Source organism: Rhizobium mulingense, from assembly GCF_029194105.1.
Taxonomy (GTDB): domain Bacteria; phylum Pseudomonadota; class Alphaproteobacteria; order Rhizobiales; family Rhizobiaceae; genus Rhizobium; species Rhizobium mulingense.
Map to the genome: position 1 here is coordinate 442,438 of NZ_JARFVE010000002.1, position 17,295 is coordinate 459,732.

At 62.9% G+C, this 17,295-nt stretch carries 16 protein-coding genes and 1 tRNA gene; 5 read left to right on the plus strand and 12 right to left on the minus strand.

Annotation, left to right across the window (positions count from 1 at the left end; all coding sequences use genetic code 11):
- From hisD to PYR71_RS02310, 4 genes are all read right to left on the minus strand, one after another.
- Nucleotides 1-1,299 carry a histidinol dehydrogenase gene (hisD, locus tag PYR71_RS02295; RefSeq protein WP_275618071.1) on the minus strand — a complete coding sequence of 433 codons (1,299 nt, stop codon included), beginning with the start codon at nucleotides 1,297-1,299 and terminating at the stop codon, nucleotides 1-3.
- A gap of 49 nt (nucleotides 1,300-1,348) precedes the next feature.
- Entirely contained in the window at nucleotides 1,349-1,780 is a 432-nt protein-coding gene (locus PYR71_RS02300; protein ID WP_097582451.1) for a DUF2948 family protein, read from the minus strand.
- A gap of 95 nt (nucleotides 1,781-1,875) precedes the next feature.
- On the minus strand, nucleotides 1,876-3,168 hold the full coding sequence (murA, locus tag PYR71_RS02305; RefSeq protein WP_275618072.1) for a UDP-N-acetylglucosamine 1-carboxyvinyltransferase: 1,293 nt from the start codon (nucleotides 3,166-3,168) through the stop codon (nucleotides 1,876-1,878).
- Between the two features lie 92 nt (nucleotides 3,169-3,260).
- Nucleotides 3,261-3,455: a hypothetical protein gene (locus tag PYR71_RS02310; RefSeq protein ID WP_009996058.1), complete on the minus strand. Its 195-nt coding sequence runs from the start codon at nucleotides 3,453-3,455 to the stop codon at nucleotides 3,261-3,263.
- A gap of 155 nt (nucleotides 3,456-3,610) precedes the next feature.
- Here PYR71_RS02310 and PYR71_RS02315 point away from each other — a divergent pair.
- A tRNA-Thr gene (locus PYR71_RS02315) sits at nucleotides 3,611-3,685 on the plus strand.
- A 145-nt stretch (nucleotides 3,686-3,830) separates the two neighbouring features.
- On the opposite strand, the gene PYR71_RS02320 is transcribed toward PYR71_RS02315, so the two are convergent.
- The gene (locus tag PYR71_RS02320; protein WP_323115713.1) at nucleotides 3,831-4,325 is read right to left on the minus strand and encodes a hypothetical protein; all 495 of its coding nucleotides are present in this window, start codon (nucleotides 4,323-4,325) and stop codon (nucleotides 3,831-3,833) included.
- Nucleotides 4,326-4,539: 214 nt separating this feature from the next.
- Here PYR71_RS02320 and PYR71_RS02325 point away from each other — a divergent pair, with 214 nt between their 5' ends.
- Nucleotides 4,540-4,785, plus strand: coding sequence for a DUF982 domain-containing protein (locus PYR71_RS02325; protein ID WP_168295872.1), 246 nt, complete (start codon nucleotides 4,540-4,542; stop codon nucleotides 4,783-4,785).
- 227 nt (nucleotides 4,786-5,012) lie between these two features.
- Here the strand turns inward: PYR71_RS02325 and PYR71_RS02330 are convergent, their stop codons facing one another.
- Both PYR71_RS02330 and PYR71_RS02335 read right to left on the minus strand, forming a co-directional pair.
- Complete coding sequence (locus PYR71_RS02330) at nucleotides 5,013-5,273, minus strand: hypothetical protein (RefSeq protein WP_275618073.1); 261 nt, start codon at nucleotides 5,271-5,273, stop codon at nucleotides 5,013-5,015.
- Between the two features lie 57 nt (nucleotides 5,274-5,330).
- Nucleotides 5,331-5,591, minus strand: coding sequence for a BON domain-containing protein (locus PYR71_RS02335; protein WP_275618074.1), 261 nt, complete (start codon nucleotides 5,589-5,591; stop codon nucleotides 5,331-5,333).
- Nucleotides 5,592-5,768: 177 nt separating this feature from the next.
- Between PYR71_RS02335 and PYR71_RS02340 the strand changes: the two genes are divergently transcribed.
- Nucleotides 5,769-6,035, plus strand: coding sequence for a hypothetical protein (locus tag PYR71_RS02340; RefSeq protein WP_275618075.1), 267 nt, complete (start codon nucleotides 5,769-5,771; stop codon nucleotides 6,033-6,035).
- A 102-nt stretch (nucleotides 6,036-6,137) separates the two neighbouring features.
- Entirely contained in the window at nucleotides 6,138-8,198 is a 2,061-nt protein-coding gene (locus tag PYR71_RS02345) for an ATP-dependent helicase (protein ID WP_275618076.1), read from the plus strand.
- A 55-nt stretch (nucleotides 8,199-8,253) separates the two neighbouring features.
- Here the strand turns inward: PYR71_RS02345 and PYR71_RS02350 are convergent, their stop codons facing one another.
- From PYR71_RS02350 to mscL, 5 genes are all read right to left on the minus strand, one after another.
- Nucleotides 8,254-9,192, minus strand: a complete 939-nt coding sequence (locus PYR71_RS02350) for an MBL fold metallo-hydrolase (RefSeq protein WP_275618077.1) — start codon at nucleotides 9,190-9,192, stop codon at nucleotides 8,254-8,256.
- A gap of 243 nt (nucleotides 9,193-9,435) precedes the next feature.
- Nucleotides 9,436-10,488 (minus strand): enoyl-CoA hydratase/isomerase family protein, encoded by a 1,053-nt coding sequence (locus PYR71_RS02355; RefSeq protein WP_275618078.1) that lies wholly within the window; start codon nucleotides 10,486-10,488, stop codon nucleotides 9,436-9,438.
- Nucleotides 10,489-10,603: 115 nt separating this feature from the next.
- Entirely contained in the window at nucleotides 10,604-11,638 is a 1,035-nt protein-coding gene (galE, locus tag PYR71_RS02360; RefSeq protein WP_275618079.1) for a UDP-glucose 4-epimerase GalE, read from the minus strand.
- A gap of 208 nt (nucleotides 11,639-11,846) precedes the next feature.
- Entirely contained in the window at nucleotides 11,847-13,013 is a 1,167-nt protein-coding gene (locus PYR71_RS02365; protein ID WP_275618080.1) for a pyridoxal phosphate-dependent aminotransferase, read from the minus strand.
- Between the two features lie 120 nt (nucleotides 13,014-13,133).
- On the minus strand, nucleotides 13,134-13,571 hold the full coding sequence (gene mscL / locus PYR71_RS02370; protein ID WP_275618081.1) for a large conductance mechanosensitive channel protein MscL: 438 nt from the start codon (nucleotides 13,569-13,571) through the stop codon (nucleotides 13,134-13,136).
- Nucleotides 13,572-13,791: 220 nt separating this feature from the next.
- Between mscL and PYR71_RS02375 the strand changes: the two genes are divergently transcribed.
- Entirely contained in the window at nucleotides 13,792-17,295 is a 3,504-nt protein-coding gene (locus PYR71_RS02375) for a PAS domain-containing hybrid sensor histidine kinase/response regulator (RefSeq protein WP_275618082.1), read from the plus strand.

Here is a 17,295-nt window from a genome sequence, read left to right on the forward strand (position 1 = left end):
TCACCTTTCGAGGTTGAGGCGGATCGCGACCGATCGCGCATGGGCATCGAGACCTTCGGAGACCGCAAGAGCGATTGCCGCCGGGCCAAGGGTGCGCAGTTCATCCGGCCCGAGGCGCAGGATCGAGGTGCGCTTGACGAAATCGAGCACCGAAAGACCGGAGGAGAAGCGCGCCGAACGCGCCGTCGGCAGCACATGGTTCGAACCGCCGACATAATCGCCGATCACTTCGGGCGTATGGGCGCCGATGAAGATCGCACCGGCATTGCGGATGCCATCGAGCAGCCGGTCCGGATCGGCGACGGCAAGCTCGAGATGCTCGGCGGCGATGCGGTTGGCGAGCGGAACGGCCTGGTTCAGATCGGCAACAAGGATGACGGCGCCGAAATCGCGCCAGCTGGCCGCCGCCGTCTCCGCACGGTTCAGCGTCTTCAGCTGGCGTTCGACCGCCTGCTCCACCTGCTTGCCGAATTCGACATCATCGGTGATCAGGATCGCCTGGGCGCTGGCATCGTGCTCGGCCTGCGCCAAAAGATCGGCGGCGATCCAATCGGGATTGTTGTCCTTGTCGGCAATGACCAGTACCTCGGAAGGACCGGCGATCATATCGATGCCGACGGTGCCGAAGACGTGGCGCTTGGCGGCGGCGACATAGGCGTTGCCGGGACCGGTGATCTTGGCGACCGGGGCGATCGTCTCGGTGCCATAGGCGAGAGCGGCGATCGCCTGGGCGCCGCCGACGCGGTAGATCTCGCTCACACCGGCAAGCCTGGCGGCGGCGAGCACCGCCGGATTGACGGCGCCGCCGGTGGCGGGAACGGCGATGACGATCCGGTCGACGCCGGCGACCTTGGCCGGCACAGCGTTCATCAGCACCGAGCTCGGATAGCTCGCGGTTCCGCCCGGGACGTAGAGCCCGACCGCCTCGATCGCCGTCCAGCGCGATCCGAGACGGACGCCGAGATCGTCCTCGTAGATGTCGTCCTTCGGCAGCTGCCGGCGATGATGGGATTCGATGCGGAGCGCCGCGAGCTTCAGCGCCCCAAGAACTTCCGACGGCACCGCCTCGATGGCGGCGTCGATCTCTTCAGAGGTGACGCGCATCGGCACGGCGGCGAAATCGATGCCGTCGAATTTCAGCGAATATTCGGCAAGCGCCACATCGCCGCGCGCCCTGACGTCATCGATAATGGCGCGCGCAACGGCGTTCACATCCTCGGAGACTTCGCGCTTCGTCGTCAGGAAAGCGGCGAAATGCTGCTCGAAACCTTCCGATGCCTGATCCAGCCAGATTGCCAAGGCCGATATTCCTTCTTAACTCGAAACCGCAACATTTAAGCGTCGGGCGTCAGGGATGGCGCGGCTTGGAAGCCGCCTCCCAGGCGCCGCCGATATCGGCAAGCTGCGCCTCGATGCATTCGACATCGAGCGCAATCGAGGCCTTGCCCGACAGCGCCAGCTCGACCGTGCCGTCCGGCCCCTCGCCCTTCTTCTCGAAACGCAGCGCCAGGAGCGACAGCACCTCGTCCCGCTCGCCACGGTCGATGCCGAGCGAACGCACGGCAAGCACCCGCTTGAAGACCAAGGCGGCCCGGCGGCGCTCGAAACCCCTGCGCTTGCGCCCGGCACCTTCCCAGACGAAACGATTGGCGGCAAGGGCGAATTGCGCTTCGCGCGGCGACCAGTCGATGTCACCGACCTTGAAGACGCTGTCCTGCATATGCGCGGAGATGATGGCAAGATCCTCGTCATCGAGCGCAACAAGCTTCAGATCGGTCATCTAGTCTTATCCCAGCAGGCACCGCCGGAATGGCGATGCGTCAGACAAGGGAAATAGGATGCTGTGACTGATTACGCAACCGGGATGAACGAGGCTTACTCGCTGATGCGCTGAACGACGGCGCCGCAGCGGGTCAGCTTCTCCTCGAGCCGCTCGAAACCGCGGTCGAGGTGATAGACGCGGGAGACTGTGGTTTCGCCCTCGGCGGCAAGGCCGGCGATGACGAGCGAAACGGAGGCACGCAGATCGGTCGCCATAACAGGCGCGCCGCGCAGGCGCTGGACACCTTCGATTTTCGCCGTCTGGCCGGAGAGCGTGATCCTGGCGCCGAGGCGGGCAAGCTCCTGCACGTGCATGAAGCGATTCTCGAAGATGGTCTCGGTGACATGAGAGATGCCGGAGGAGCGGGTCATCAGCGCCATGAACTGCGCCTGCAGGTCGGTCGGGAAACCCGGGAAGGGATCGGTGACGATATCAACCGGCTTGATGCCGGCGCCGTTGCGCTTGACGCGCATGCCGTTATTGGTCGCTGAAATGTCCGCGCCGGCGCGGCGCAGCGTTTCCAGCGCGGTTTCAAGCAGCGACACATCGGTATTTTCCAGCACGACGTCGCCGCCGGCCATGGCGACGGCCATGGCGTAGGTGCCGGTCTCGATGCGATCCGGCAGGACCCGGTGGCGGGCGCCGGAGAGCGAGGTGACGCCCTCGATGGTGATGGTCGCAGTCCCCGCGCCGGAGATCTTGGCACCCATGGCGTTCAGGCAGTTGGCGAGATCGACGACTTCAGGTTCGCGGGCGGCATTGCCGATAACAGTGGTGCCGCGGGCAAGCGTCGCCGCCATCATCATCACATGGGTGGCGCCGACGGAAACCTTCGGGAAGGTGTAGCGCGCGCCGATCAGGCCGCCATCGGGGGCCTTGGCGTTGATGTAGCCGGCATCGATCTCCATGGTCGCGCCGAGCGCCGTCAGGCCTTCGATGAAGAGATCGACGGGGCGCGTGCCGATGGCGCAGCCGCCCGGCAGCGACACCCGGCAATGGCCTTCGCGCGCCAGCAGCGGGCCGATGACCCAGAAAGAGGCGCGCATCTTCGAGACCAGTTCATAGGAAGCGGTGGTATCGACGATGGTGCGGCAGGTGAAATGGATCGTGCGGGCGTAGGAATCCTCCTGGCGCTCGCGGCGGCCGTTGACGGCGACGTCGACGCCATGATTGCCGAGGATGCGCATCAGAAGTTCGACATCGGCCAGGTGCGGCACGTTTTCCAGCGTGAGCGTGTCGCTGGTCAGAAGCGAGGCGATCATCAGCGGCAGTGCGGCATTCTTGGCGCCGGAAATCTGAATGATGCCATTCAGCTCATTACCGCCGACGATTCTGATACGATCCATGTGCGCTTACTTCCTGAAAGTTCTGGCTTGAAAGAGGAGTGAGGGTGTTTAGGGGATTTCTTAAGAGGCTTCAATTCGTGCCGGACGGAACATTACGATTCGTCCATTTTTGCGGCGGGCAGCCCATTTGTTTCGTCGGCCTGGCCCGAACGGCGGGCGCGTACCTGCTGTTTGCGTCGGCTGAGATTTTCCCTGAGCTTTTCGGCGGCGCGCTCGCGGCGCAGCTTCGCCTGTGCCTCGATTGCCTCTTTGCGGCTCTGGTGGCCGGTTTCGGTCTTGTCGTTCATGTGACAGAATTAACCGAATTCGCGCCGATCCAAAAGTCCCCCGCATCGCAATCCACGCGAAGTTGGAATTTGCGGCTTGCGCTTGTCGTCAAGCTGTGGCAATAGCCGCCCCGTTCCCGCGATTGAGCCGCCCGGCTCGCACGGGTCCTGGTCCTGCTGCCGTAGCTCAGTGGTAGAGCACACCCTTGGTAAGGGTGAGGTCGGTGGTTCAATCCCACTCGGCAGCACCAGTTTTCTTATCCGACATCATTTCTCGCACTTGGCTGGCCCCTCATCCGGCTGCCGCCACCTTCTCCCCGTAAACGGGGCGAAGGGGATATGTCGCAAGCTCTCGGTCCCCCGCAGGCCTCACGCCGGCACGTCCCCTCGCCCCGTTTACGGGGAGAGGGTTAAGGTGAGGGGCAGCCGTGCGCACAAAGCAGACAGCATGCCAATACAATCGGGAATGTCGGTTACCTCAAGATAATAAGGTACGAACGGCGAAAACTGCCAGAGCTCGAACATTTCTCCGGTCACCACCATTTCTTCGCCCGGAATCGGCGCATGGGGGCGCGGAGAAACTCCATCGGAAATGCCTTCGATATACCACCGAGGAGCATTCTCCGACATGAACCGGGCAGCGAGGTCTATCGTGGTCCCTTCCGTGTAGCGTATCAGGGTAGCCCGCAGATATTTCCGCTGCATTGTTGGAACGACCTCAGTGGAAATACGCACGAGGAAGGCTTCTTCAGCCGATATCTCTGCGCCGTAGGCAAGAGGCGGCATTGCCAGCGCCCCAGAGAAAATAGCAGTCTGGATCAGAGTTCGGCCTAACCACATATTGAGCTCTTTGATTGCGGAGCATGGATCAGCGATACGGGCCTGCAACATATGGTTTATTTACGGCCTCTCCTCGCGTACGGGCGTAGCCCTCTTCGAATCCTACGATCCCGTGTCGCCAAGTCAGCGTTTCGGTTCACCGGCAACGAACGATTCGCCATTGTTGGCCGTGAAAATCACGCTAGAATGCCTATCATAGCGGAGTCTCCCCGGAGGAACTGGGAGTGCCGCACCTTGTTTCTGTCGAAACCCCGGAGGAGCATCGATGGCAACTGAAAAATGGAACGACCCCGTGAAGGTCGGTTTCGAAGGCGCTGACCTCAAGACCGTCAACGGGCCGTTCGATGCGTTGAAATGTCTGGCGGATCTCTGGCCGAGCGCGCGCGGGCTGCATTATATCAAGGCGCGCAGTACCTGTCGGGCAGCGCTCGACGGACGCAAGAGCGTGGAAGAGGCAAGGGCCGAGTTCCTGGCGGCGGCCGAAGAGGCGAAGCTGAAGCTGCTGCATTAACGCGGCAGGGAACGTCCGGCTGTTTTTCGATTTGTTCGGCAAAGCGTGCCGGAACGAGACATTGTTTAATTTTCACTTAACCCTGGATCGAGCAGATGCCGGGTTTTGGCGCAAAGGACGTTGCGCTGGGGACAGCTGTTTCGATAGAACACACGCAGCCATCATGATGATGGTCAGAGGCTCGTCACCGGAAACGCCGGCGAGCCTCGTTCGAGCGGATCGGATTCTCAGCAGCCCGCGCCGCCTTCATTCTCCACCTCGATATAGCCGACACCGATGATCGTGCCGTCCGCCGTGCGGATGAAGGACGGCAGATAGTGCGGTTCTGCCGGCTGGCAGGCGGCCGTTTCGGTATATTCGTTGAGCGCGATCTGGTCCTTCGGAAGCGCGGAATAATTCGTGCCGGTTTCGAGCGAGGCATAGGCGGAGCCGGCAAAGACACCACAGATAATCAAGGTCGTTGCCCAAAGGCGAAGAAGCAACTGCATGATGGCCTCCAGCGTTTTGATCCGGCATTTCAACACGCGGAGGCTTACTTGGTTCCCTCAGCGCCGCAGCAGGCGGCTATGCACATAGCCTCGGCCGACGACGCTTTCGGCGATCGCGACGGCTCGTTCGACATCGCCGTGCCGGCGCACGAAACCTTCGAGGATGACATAGGAACTAAGCGTGCTGACGGTGATTTCCCCGGCGTCCAGATCATCGGTGGCATGGAGAGCGCTCTCGACCGAAGCGCGTGTCGCCGCCTCGCCATGACCCTGCCGGGTGGGTTCGTCATGGTCTAGGAATACAGCAAACCCAATCACTTAAGCGTCTCCTGAGGTTGGTATATCCAGGTTAACGCCGCAACGGGGCTTTCGTTGCGGTTCGCCGGTCTCGACGGGATATTCGCGCGGGATTTCTGCGGACCAAGCCTGACCCGCCCTTGGCGGAAGGTGCTGCGGCTTCCATATCTTGCTGCAGTCGAAAGAGGGACGACGACGATGAAAGTGCTGATGCCCGCCTTGTTTGCCGCAGCATTGCTGACCGGCTGCTCCTCTGCCGATAGCCCGGCGCTGGAACCCATTCCCGGCAGCATCACCTATGGCGGCCAGCCGCGGACGAAGCTCACCAAATCGCCGGTCGGCAGCGCCGTCTACAATCAGTTCTATAACGAGAGCGGCCAGCGCGTGGAGGAAACCTATATTCTTCAGCCGGACCGCAGCCTGAAGCTGGTGCGGCGCGTGGTAGGGCCGGATTTCCCCGATTAAGACTTGCGCCGTTCCGGGCTTGACAGCAGCTGAAATCGCGAACATTCAAGGAACATCTAATCTTCCCGCAGTGATTCTGCGGGAGCCCGACCGGACGGCTGGATGTATCTCGAAAAGCTCAATCCCCAGCAGCGCATGGCCGTCGAGTACGGCACGCTCACCGACGGCAGCCATATTGCCGGGCCGCTGCTGGTCATCGCCGGCGCCGGCTCGGGCAAGACGAACACGCTGGCGCACCGGGTCGCGCATCTGATCGTCAAGGGCGCCGATCCCCGCCGCATCCTGCTGATGACCTTCTCGCGCCGGGCGGCCGCCGAGATGGCGCGGCGCGTCGAGCGCATCTGCCGCGATGTGCTCGGTTCGAAGGCCGGCGTCATGGCCGATGCGCTTAACTGGTCCGGCACCTTCCATGGCATCGGCGCGCGGCTGCTGCGCGACTATGCGCAGCAGATCGGCCTCGATGCCGATTTCACCATCCATGACCGCGAAGACAGCGCCGACCTGATGAACCTCATCCGGCACGATCTCGGCTTCTCCAAAACGGAAAACCGGTTCCCGGCCAAGGGCACCTGCCTTGGCATTTATTCCAGGGCGGTGAATTCAGAAAGCGCGCTCGACCAGGTGCTGCGCGACGCCTTTCCCTGGTGCGCGGCCTGGGAAAAACAGCTGCGCGAGCTGTTCGCCTGTTATGTCGAGGCGAAGCAGAGCCAGAACGTGCTCGATTATGACGACCTGCTGCTCTACTGGGCGCAGATGGTGGGCGAAAGCGTGATCGCCGAGGATATCGGCAGCCGCTTCGACCATGTGCTGGTCGACGAATATCAGGATACCAACCGACTGCAGGCCTCGATCCTGATGGCGCTGAAGCCCGGCGGCCAGGGGCTGACCGTCGTCGGCGACGATGCGCAGTCGATCTATTCCTTCCGCGCAGCGACGGTGCGCAACATCCTCGATTTTCCCGCAGCCTTCAGCCCGCCCGCCAATATCGTCACGCTCGACCGGAACTATCGCTCGACGCAGCCGATCCTGACAGCCGCCAACGCCGTCATCGATCTCGCCTCGGAGCGCTTCACCAAGAATCTCTGGACCGAGCGGCAATCGGCCGAGCGGCCGCGCCTCGTCACGGTTCGCGATGAGGCCGATCAGGCGCGTTATGTCGCCGACAAGGTGCTCGACAATCGCGAAGAGGGCCTCAAGCTCAAGCAGCAGGCGGTGCTCTTCCGCGCCTCGCATCACAGCGGGCCGCTGGAGGTCGAGCTGACCCGGCGCAACATTCCCTTCGTCAAATTCGGCGGGCTGAAATTTCTCGACAGCGCCCATGTCAAGGACATGCTGGCCGCGCTTCGCTTCGCGCAGAACCCGCGCGACCGGGTGGCGGGCTTCCGGCTGATGCAGATCCTGCCGGGCGTCGGGCCGTCGACGGCGCAGAAGGCGCTCGACCTGATGGCCGAGGATGCGAGCCCGCTCTCAGCGCTTGCCGCCATGCCGGCGCCGCCGCGCTGTGGGGAGGATTGGGTGGCTTTCGTTTCGATGCTGCAGGAGATGAAATCCGGCAATGCCGGCTGGCCAGCGGAAATCGAGCTGGCGCGGCAATGGTACGCGCCGCATCTGGAGCGGCTGCATGAGGACGCGGCAACGCGGCAGGCCGATCTGTTGCAGCTCGAGCAGATTGCAGGCGGTTATGCCTCGCGCGAGCGTTTCCTCACCGAGCTCACGCTCGATCCGCCGGATGCGACCAGCGACCAGGCCGGCGTGCCGCTGCTCGACGAGGACTATCTCATTCTGTCGACCATCCATTCGGCCAAGGGCCAGGAGTGGACGAAAGTCTTCATGCTGAATGTCGTCGACGGCTGCATTCCGAGCGATCTTGCCGTCGGCGCCACCGCCGAAATCGAGGAGGAGCGCCGGCTGCTCTATGTGGCGATGACGCGCGCCCGCGACGGTCTCGACCTCGTCGTGCCGCAGCGTTTCTTCACCTATGGGCAGAATGCGCAGGGCGACCGGCATGTCTATGCCTCGCGCAGCCGCTTCATTCCGGCGACGCTGCTGCAATTCTTCGATGCCTGCAGCTGGCCGCAGGTGAAGTCAGAGTCTGCTGCTCAAGCCCAGGCGCGGCAGGTGCGCATCGATGTCGGCGCCCGCATGCGCGGCATGTGGCGGTAGAGCCCGCCGCATGCCATGCGACGCGCTTTGGTTCGGTCCTGACCTGGCCAGGCGCTCAGTAGTCCCAGAACACCGGCACCCAACGGAAAACGTCACCGTCGACCGCCACGCGGCCGACCGACGGGAACGGCAGGTGGGTGGCCACCAGCTGTTCGCCATTCGCCGCCAACTCCCTGAGAAGATCGATGCGAACGCGAGCGGCCTCCTCGGGATCGTGTTCGAAACCATTGTACCAATCGGGGTGCTCGAACCCGACCGCAAACACGGCATCGCCGGCGAATGTCAGGCGGTCCCCGCCGGATGCCAGGTGGACCACGCTATGTCCAGGGGTATGGCCGCCGGTGCGTTGGACGACCACACCCGGCGCCACCTCGGACCGCTCGTCGAACAGGTTGAGATGGCTGCCATACTCGCTGAGGAACCGTTTTGCCGTTGCCCGAAGCGCATCCGGAAAGCCGGGCGGCATGGACACGTGGCTGAAATCGGGCGCCTCCCAGAATTTGGTCTCCGCAGCCGCCACGTGGATCCTGAGATCGGCACGCAACCGGTCCTTCACGCCATCGACCAGCAGCCCGCCGATGTGATCCATGTGCAGGTGGGTGAGCACCACGTCGGTCACCGATGCCAGATCGATGCCGGCACCCTCCAGTCGCTTGATCAACTGCCCGGCGCGCGGCAAGTTCAAGTCCGGATCCAGGCCCAGCCCGGCGTCGATGAGGATGGTCTGCCCGCCGCTGCGGACGAGGACCACGTTCAACGCCCAGTCGAAAGCGTCTCGCGGCAGGAACATATCGTCCAGCCAGACTGCCCGGTCAGTGGCGTCGGCGTTGTGTCCCAGCATCGTCGTCGGGAGGGGCAACACGCCATCGCTGATGATCAGCACTTCAATTTCGCCGATCCGCACCGCATAGCGCGACGGGACCAACTCTTCGGGCTTCGGCCTGCCAGGCTCCTGCTGACCAGTCGTACGGGGTTTTGCTTCTGCCTGCGACATGATGCGCTCCTGTTTTGCGTGATCGAGAGATGTCGGTTAGGGGTTACGTCGCGGACCCTATGCCGAAGCCTGGTTGACGGTCGATCAGTTCAAAGGAGAGGGAAAGCTAGGCTTTAGCACAGGCCGGCCTACGGTTTCGGCGCGTCACGCCGAAGACTTGGTGTTGAAGAGGCTGGCATCAGGACGCAGAGGCTCTCGCCCGCCGCACGGTGCCGCGCATCCAGCCTTCAGCGGACGACAGCGTCAGAGCAAAAGCGGCGGCTCGGCCGGTTTCAGGAATTTCTCGACCGATTGCGCCTTGACGGCCTCGACTGATGCCGGCGACCATTTCGGATTGCGGTCCTTGTCGATAACGGCCGCGCGGATGCCCTCGAAGAAATCCGGATTGTCCAGCATCTGCAGGCAGGCGCCGAGTTCGCGGCCGAGGCATTCGGCAAGCGAGGCGCTGCGCCGGCCGGCCCTTAAGAGCCGCAAAGCGAGCTTCAGGCTGGTCGGCGAGCGCGTCAGCAGCACCCGGCGCGTCTCGGCGGCGAAATCGCCCTGCTCCTCGGCAAGCGCCGTCAGGATCTCCTCGACGCTGTCGAACCGAAATGCGCGATCAATCGTCGCCGCGTACTGCCGCAGCCGGCTTTCTCCCAAAGGCTCGGAGAATGCCTGCAACAGGGCATCGACATCGATCGACGAACTGCCGCGCGGCAGACCCGACAGTGCATCGGTCACCTCAGCGAGCCGCGACGACGCGATATGACGATCGGCGAGTCCGGCGTGGATCGCGTCGGCGGCGCCGATATCGAGCCCGGTCAGGCCGAGCCAAGTCCCGGCCTCGCCGGGTGCCTTCGGCAGCAACCAGGTGGCGCCGACATCGGGGACGTAGCCAATGCCGGTTTCCGGCATGGCAAGGCGGGTGCGCTCGGTGACGATGCGATGGCGGCCGTGCGCAGACAGGCCGACGCCGCCGCCCATGGTGATGCCGTCCATCAGCGCGACATAGGGTTTGGGGTAAACGGCGATCTGGTGGTTGAGGCGGAATTCCTCGCGCCAGAAGGTTCCGGCGAGGCCGTCGCCGGCCCGGGCGCTCTCATGGAGGGCGCGGATATCGCCGCCGGCGCAGAAGCCACGTTCGCCTTCCCCTGTCGCCACGACAATTGCCACGTCGGCATCGCGGGCAAAGCCGTCAAGCGCCTCGGCGATCGTCCGGATCATCGCCAGCGTCAGGCTGTTCAGCGCCCGCGGCCGGTTGAGCCGGATGATGCCGGCAGCGACTCGCCGCTCGATGATGACTTCGCTGTCCTGCATGGTTCACCTCCGCTGTTCCAGCCTTTCCTGGTCAGACACTCTGCCCAGGAAAGGCTTGAAACCATGAATAGAGCATTTCCGGCAAGCCTGTGAACAGGCTGCCGTCGAGCACCGTTCAGAAGGATGCGGCAGCAAGCGCCCGGTGGATGCTGTGCAGGTCGTCGACATTTCTGTTCGACAGGAAGAGCTCCCAATCGAGCGAGCTCTGGACGATGGTTTCCAGCGAATCGTGGCGGGGTTTCCAGTCGAGCACCTGGCGGGCGAGCGAAGCATCGGCGACGACGCTTGCCGAATCGCCGGGACGGCGCGGCGCCATATGGATCTTGAAGGAATGTCCGTGCAGGCGGGTGACCATGTTCAAGACGTCGAGCACCGAATAGCCGCTGCCATAACCGCAATTGGCAACCAGCGAGCCGCTGTCTTTGCGCAGATGCTGCAGCGCTTTCAGATGGGCATCGGCAAGATCGGTGACATGGATGTAGTCGCGCACGCCGGTGCCGTCATGGGTGGGATAGTCGATGCCGTAGACATGGACGCTGTCGCGTTTTCCGAGTGCTGCCTCGCAGGCGACCTTGATCAGATGCGTGGCGCCTGCGGTCGACTGGCCGGTGCGGTGATCGGGGTCGGCGCCGGCGACGTTGAAATAGCGAAGCGCGACATAGTTGAAATCATAGGCGGCGGCGGCATCGCGCAGCATGAATTCGGTCATCAGCTTCGACTGGCCGTAGGGATTTTCCGGATTGAGGGAGGCATTCTCCTTCACCGGCAGGTCGTTCTGCTGTTGACCGTAGACGGCCGCCGTCGACGAGAAGACGAAATTGCGGATGCCGGCCCTGATCGCGGCGGAGAGAAGCGCCCGGGTCTTGCCGGAGTTGTTGTCGTAATAGGAAAGCGGATCGGCGACCGAGACCGGGACGACGGCGGAGCCGGCGAAATGGATGATCGCCTCGATGTCATTTTCGATGAAGATCTTCTTCAAGATGTCGGGATCGGCAATGTCGCCGAGGTAGAAACGCGCCGCCGGCGCGACGGCCCAGCGAAAGCCGGTGGAGAGGCGGTCGAGCACCACCACATCCTCGCCCGCATCGATGAGCGCCCAAACCATGTGACTGCCGATGTAACCGGCCCCGCCCGTCACCAAAACCGCCATGTCCCAAACCCCTGCTTTCGCTTTTTAGAAGCAGGGGCATCAGGCGCCGGTTTTTCTTTCCAATTTTCTTATCGCAGGGCCATTCGGGACCCTTTCAACGCTTATGTTTGGAGTCGTGGTTAGAGGCCGATTTCGAGCTTTGCTCAAGTTTTAGCGATCCGGCCGTTCCGGCGCAAAATCGGCCCGGCGCGCGCTTTCGCCGGCCCTCTCAGAGTTTGACGATATAATCGCAGAGACGCTCGGCAGCGACCGCTATCTGGTCGGGGTCGCGCAGGAAACAGGCGCGCAGGAACAGTTCGCCGCCAGCGCCGAAAGCGGTTCCGGGGGCGAGACCGACGCCCGTCTTGTCGACGATGTCGATCGCGGCCCTGCGGCTGTCGGTAACCCCGTCGATCTTCAGGAAGGCATAGAGTGCGCCGTCCGGCTTCAGCGTCTCGACGCGGTTGGTGGCAATCAGCGCATCGCAGAGGATGTCGCGGGAACGGGCGGCCTTGGCGATGTTGGCGCGCACGAAATCGTCGCCTTGATCGAGCGCCGCGACGGCGCCCTTCTGCATGAACTGCGCCACGCCCGACGTCGAATATTGGATGAGGTTTTCGAGCACCTGGCCCATCTCGGGGGGTGCCACGATCCAGCCGACGCGCCAGCCCGTCATCGACCAGTTTTTCGAGAAGGAATTGACGAAGACGATCTTGTCGTCCGGCTCCATCACGTCGAGGAACGAGGCCGCGCGGCCGCCGGCGAAGTAATAGCACGCGTAGATTTCATCCGCCATGATCCAGAGATCATGTTTGCGGGCGAGCGCCAGGATATCGCCGAGATCCTTCTTCGTCGCCGTCCAGCCCGTCGGGTTCGACGGCGTGTTGATGAAAATGCCCCTGGTCTTCGGCGTGATCGCGGCTTCTATCCGGTCGAGATCGACCGTCCATTTGCCGCCTTCGAACTGCAGCGTGACGCCGACGGAACGCGCACCTGCTATTTCGAGGGCTGCTGCAATATTCGGCCAGGCGGGGGTGAGGTAAACGAATTCGTCGCCAGGCGAAGTCAGCGCCTGCACGCAGATCTGGATCGCCTGCATGCCGGAGCCGGTGACATAGAAATGCTCGGCCGGAAGGCAGACGGAAAAATGCCTAACATAATAATCCGACAGCGCCCGCCCAAGCTCAGGAATGCCCCGCTGCCAGGTATAGAAGGTCTCGCCTGATGCAAGAGCATCTATCGCCGCCCTGCTGATGAAGTCGGGCGTCGGCAGGTCGCCTTCACCGACCCATAGCGGCAGCAGGCCTTGGCGGCCGCGGGCATAATTGACGACTTCGACGATCCCGCTTTCGGGCGCCGCTATGGCGCGCGGGCTAAGGCTTTCCACGATCGACATGCATATCTCCGGTTTCCGCCTTCATAGCGGATTTGCGCCGGCAAATCCCATGATAACAAGTGATGGCATATCGATTTTCGTGATGAATGGCGGCCCGCCCGACAGCGGGCCGAAGCCCGGTCAGACGGTGGGGCGTGTGGCGAGGAGATCGCGGATCTCCGTCAGCAGCTGAACATCAGCCGGCGGCGCGGGCAGCTCCTCCGGTGCGACCTTCTCCTGACGCTCGACCTGCTGGCGCAGATAGTTCACCGCCTTGACCATCAGGAAGATAATCCAGGCAAGGATCAGGAAATTGATGAGCACGGTGAGGAAGCTGCCGTAGGCGAAGACAGCCCCTTGGGCGCGGGCGGCGGCAAGTGTCGGGGCGTTAACGGCCGACGAGAGCGGCAGGAAATAATTGGAAAAGTCGAAGCCGCCAAAAATGGCGCCGACGATCGGCATGATAAGGTCGTCGACCAGCGATTTGACGATGCCACCGAAGGCACCGCCGATGATGACGCCGACTGCAAGATCCATGACATTGCCGCGGGCGATAAAGGCCTTGAAATCGTTAAGCATCGGATCCGTCTCCCTTCGATCCCATTTCAGAGATATGCCTTGTTTCGAGTAGCTACATCTTCATCGCAATTAATCAATCGGCAATCGCAATAATCCGGCAAGATCACCATGAAGCCTTTGACTTAAGGCTTAGATGGGCGGGAATTTCCAAGGCACCTGAAATGGCTTAAGCTGACCTGGTTGCGGGAGGCGCCGGCGGCTTTTCGCCGGCGGAGGGTCAATGCTTCCAGGCTGGGTCATATTCGCGTCTGCCTTCGGCTACCTGCTCCTGCTTTTCGCGGTGGCAAGCTACGGCGACCGTAAGAACCGCGGCCCGGGCGCGCTGGAAGGCGGATGGCCCGTCGTCTATGCGCTGAGCCTTGCGATCTATTGCACCTCCTGGACCTATTTCGGCAGCGTCGGGCTTGCCGCCCAGCGCGGCCTGGAATTTGCCGGCATCTATATCGGCCCGATCCTGGTCTTCACGCTCGGCATGCCGCTGCTTCGCCGCATCATCGAGCTCGCCAAGGCGGAGAAGCTAACCTCGGTCGCCGATTTCGTCGCCGCACGCTACGGCAAGAACCCGACGATCGCGACGATCGTCGCGCTGATCTCGCTGATCGGCACCATTCCCTATATAGCGCTGCAGCTGAAAGCGATCTCCAGCACCGTCAGCGCCATGGTCAACCCATCCGATTACGGCATCGGCAGCGGCAATCTCTATTTTCTCGACCTGCCGCTCGTCGCAACGCTGGTGCTTGCCTGCTTCGCCATCATGTTCGGCACGCGGCATACGGATGCGACGGAACATCAGGACGGCCTGATCCTGGCCGTCTCGATGGAATCGGTGGTCAAGCTCGTTGCCTTCCTGACGGCGGGCGTCTGCGTCATCTGGTTTCTTTTCGATGGACCGAGCGATCTCTGGCAGAAAACCGTCAGCAATGACCTTGTCATGTCGGCCCTGAATTATCATACGCCGATCAGCCGCTGGCTCACGTTGATCCTGCTGTCGGCCTTCGCGATCATCATGCTGCCGCGGCAATTTCACGTGACGGTCGTGGAAAACCGGACGGCAAAACAGCTGAAACTCGCCGGCTTCCTGTTCCCCTTCTACCTCATCGCGATCAATCTCTTCGTGCTGCCGGTGGCGATCGGCGGACTGCTGACCTTCGGCGGCGCCGGCAACGCAGACTTCTACATGCTGTCGCTGCCGCTTGCCGGCGAGATGCCTGTCATCACGCTGATCACCTTCATCGGCGGCTTTTCTGCCGCAACGGCGATGGTCATCGTCGATTCGGTGGCGCTGTCGATCATGGTGTCGAACGACATCATCATGCCGATCTTCCTCAGGCGCAAACTCGCCGGCCGCACCGGCCAGCGCGACGATTTCGCCAAGACGCTGCTCAACATCCGCCGCAGCGCCATCTTCGCCGTGCTGCTGTTCGGCTATGCCTATTACCGCTCGACCGACAGTACCGCCGGCCTCGCCTCGATCGGCCTTCTCTCCTTCGCGGCGATCGCACAGATTGCCCCAGCCCTGTTCGTCGGGCTGATCTGGCGGCGGGCGAATGCGCGCGGCGCCATCCTCGGGCTGACGTCCGGCTCCGTTATCTGGATCTACCTGCTGTTCCTGCCGTCGCTCGGCGGCCCCGATTATTCCTATGTGGCAAGCGCCGTGCTCGGCTTCATCTTCCCCGGCGCGACGCTTTTTACGGCGCCCGACGCCGATCCGCTGGTCAATGCGACCGTGATGAGCCTGCTCGTCAACACCGCCTTCGTCATCGTCGGCTCGCTCACCCGCAACGCCAGGCCGCTGGAACGCATCCAGGCCGGCATCTTCGTCAAGCGGCATTCGCGCTCGCAATTTGCCACGCGCGGCTGGAAGACCCGCATCAGCGTCGGCGACCTCAAGGCGGCGATCTCGCGCTATCTCGGCGAAGAGCGCATGCAGCGCTCGCTGACGACCTATGAGCAGAGCTCCGGCCGCAAGCTGGAGGACGAACAGCCGGCCGATATGGCGCTGATCCATTTCAGCGAACAGCTGCTCGGCAGCGCCATCGGCTCCTCCTCGGCGCGGCTGGTGCTGTCGTTGATCCTGCAGAAGATCGAAGACGCCTCGTCCGACACCGCCTGGCTGCTGGACCAGGCGAGCGAGGCACTGCAATATAATCAGGACATGCTCCAGACCGCGCTTTCGCAGATGGATCAGGGCATCGCCGTGTTCGACAGTTCAAACCGGCTGACGATCTGGAACCGGCGCTTCCGGCAATTGCTCGACCTGCCGGAAAATGCCGGCCAGGTCGGTTTTCCCCTCTCCGACATTGTCACCATTCTCAGCCAGCGCGGCGACATCGCGCCCCGCGATCAACAGCAGACGGTGCGGCATTTCCTGACGCTCGACAAGCCGTTCTCGCTGGTGCTCGGCGGCGGCGAGCGGATCATCGAGGTGCGCTCCAACGCCATGCCCGACAAGGGCATCGTCGCCACCTTCACCGACATCACCCAGCGCGTCAGTGCCGACCAGGCGCTGAAGCAGGCGAACGAGACGCTGGAGCAGCGCGTCGCCGAGCGCACGGCCGAGTTGACCCGCGTCAACCGCGAACTCGCCGAAGCGCGAGCCGCCGCCGACGAGGCAAATATCGGCAAGACCCGCTTTTTCGCCGCCGCCGGCCACGACATCCTGCAGCCGCTCAATGCCGCCAGGCTCTATTCCTCGGCGCTGGTCGAGCGCATGGCGCAATCCGACAACAGCCCGATCGTGCGCAACATCGATTCAGCGCTGGAATCGGTTGAAACCATTCTCGGCGCGGTGCTCGATATCTCCAGGCTCGATACCGGCGCCATGCGGCCGCGCCTCGCCTCCGTCGCGCTTTCCGACCTGTTAGAGCGGATCGAGACCGATTTTGCGCCGATTGCCCGGGAAAAACAGCTGAAGCTGGTGGTCGTGCCGACCTCGCTGCGCGTGCGCTCCGACCCCAACCTGCTGCGCCGACTCGTGCAGAACCTCGTTTCCAACGCCATCAAATACACGATCACCGGCAAGGTGCTGGTGGGCGCGCGGCGGCGCGGCAATCAGGTGATCATCCAGGTGATCGATTCCGGCATCGGCATTCCGCCGTCGAAATTCCGCACCGTGTTCAAGGAATTCGCGCGGCTGGACGAAGGGGCGAAAACCGCCTCCGGCCTCGGGCTCGGCCTTTCGATCGTCGACCGCATCGCCCGCGTTCTCAATCATCCGGTCGAGCTGCAGTCGACACATGGCAGGGGGACGGAATTCCGCATCGCCATGCCGCTCGACGTCTCGCGCCCGGCCCAGGCAATCGCGGCCATCGCACCGGGCGACCGCCCCTCACAGCCGCTCAAGGGGCTGAAGGTGCTCTGCATCGACAATGAGCCAAAAATCCTAGAAGGCATGCGGTTGCTGCTCAGCGGCTGGGGCTGCGCGGTGACGGCGGTGGATCGCCTGGCCGATGTGGTCGCAAGCGAGGGCCATGACGGACCGCCGGATCTCGTCATCGCCGATTATCATCTCGACGACGGCACCGGCATTGCCGCGATCCTGCATCTGCGCCGACAGTTCGGCGTCGATATCCCCGCTTTGCTTGTTACCGCCGATCGCACGCCGGAGGTGCGCAGCGAGGCCGAGCGGCACGATATCGCCGTCCAGCACAAGCCGGTTCGGCCGGCAGCGCTGCGCGCCTATATCACGCAAATCTCCGGGTCGAAACGCGCGGCCGCGGAGTAG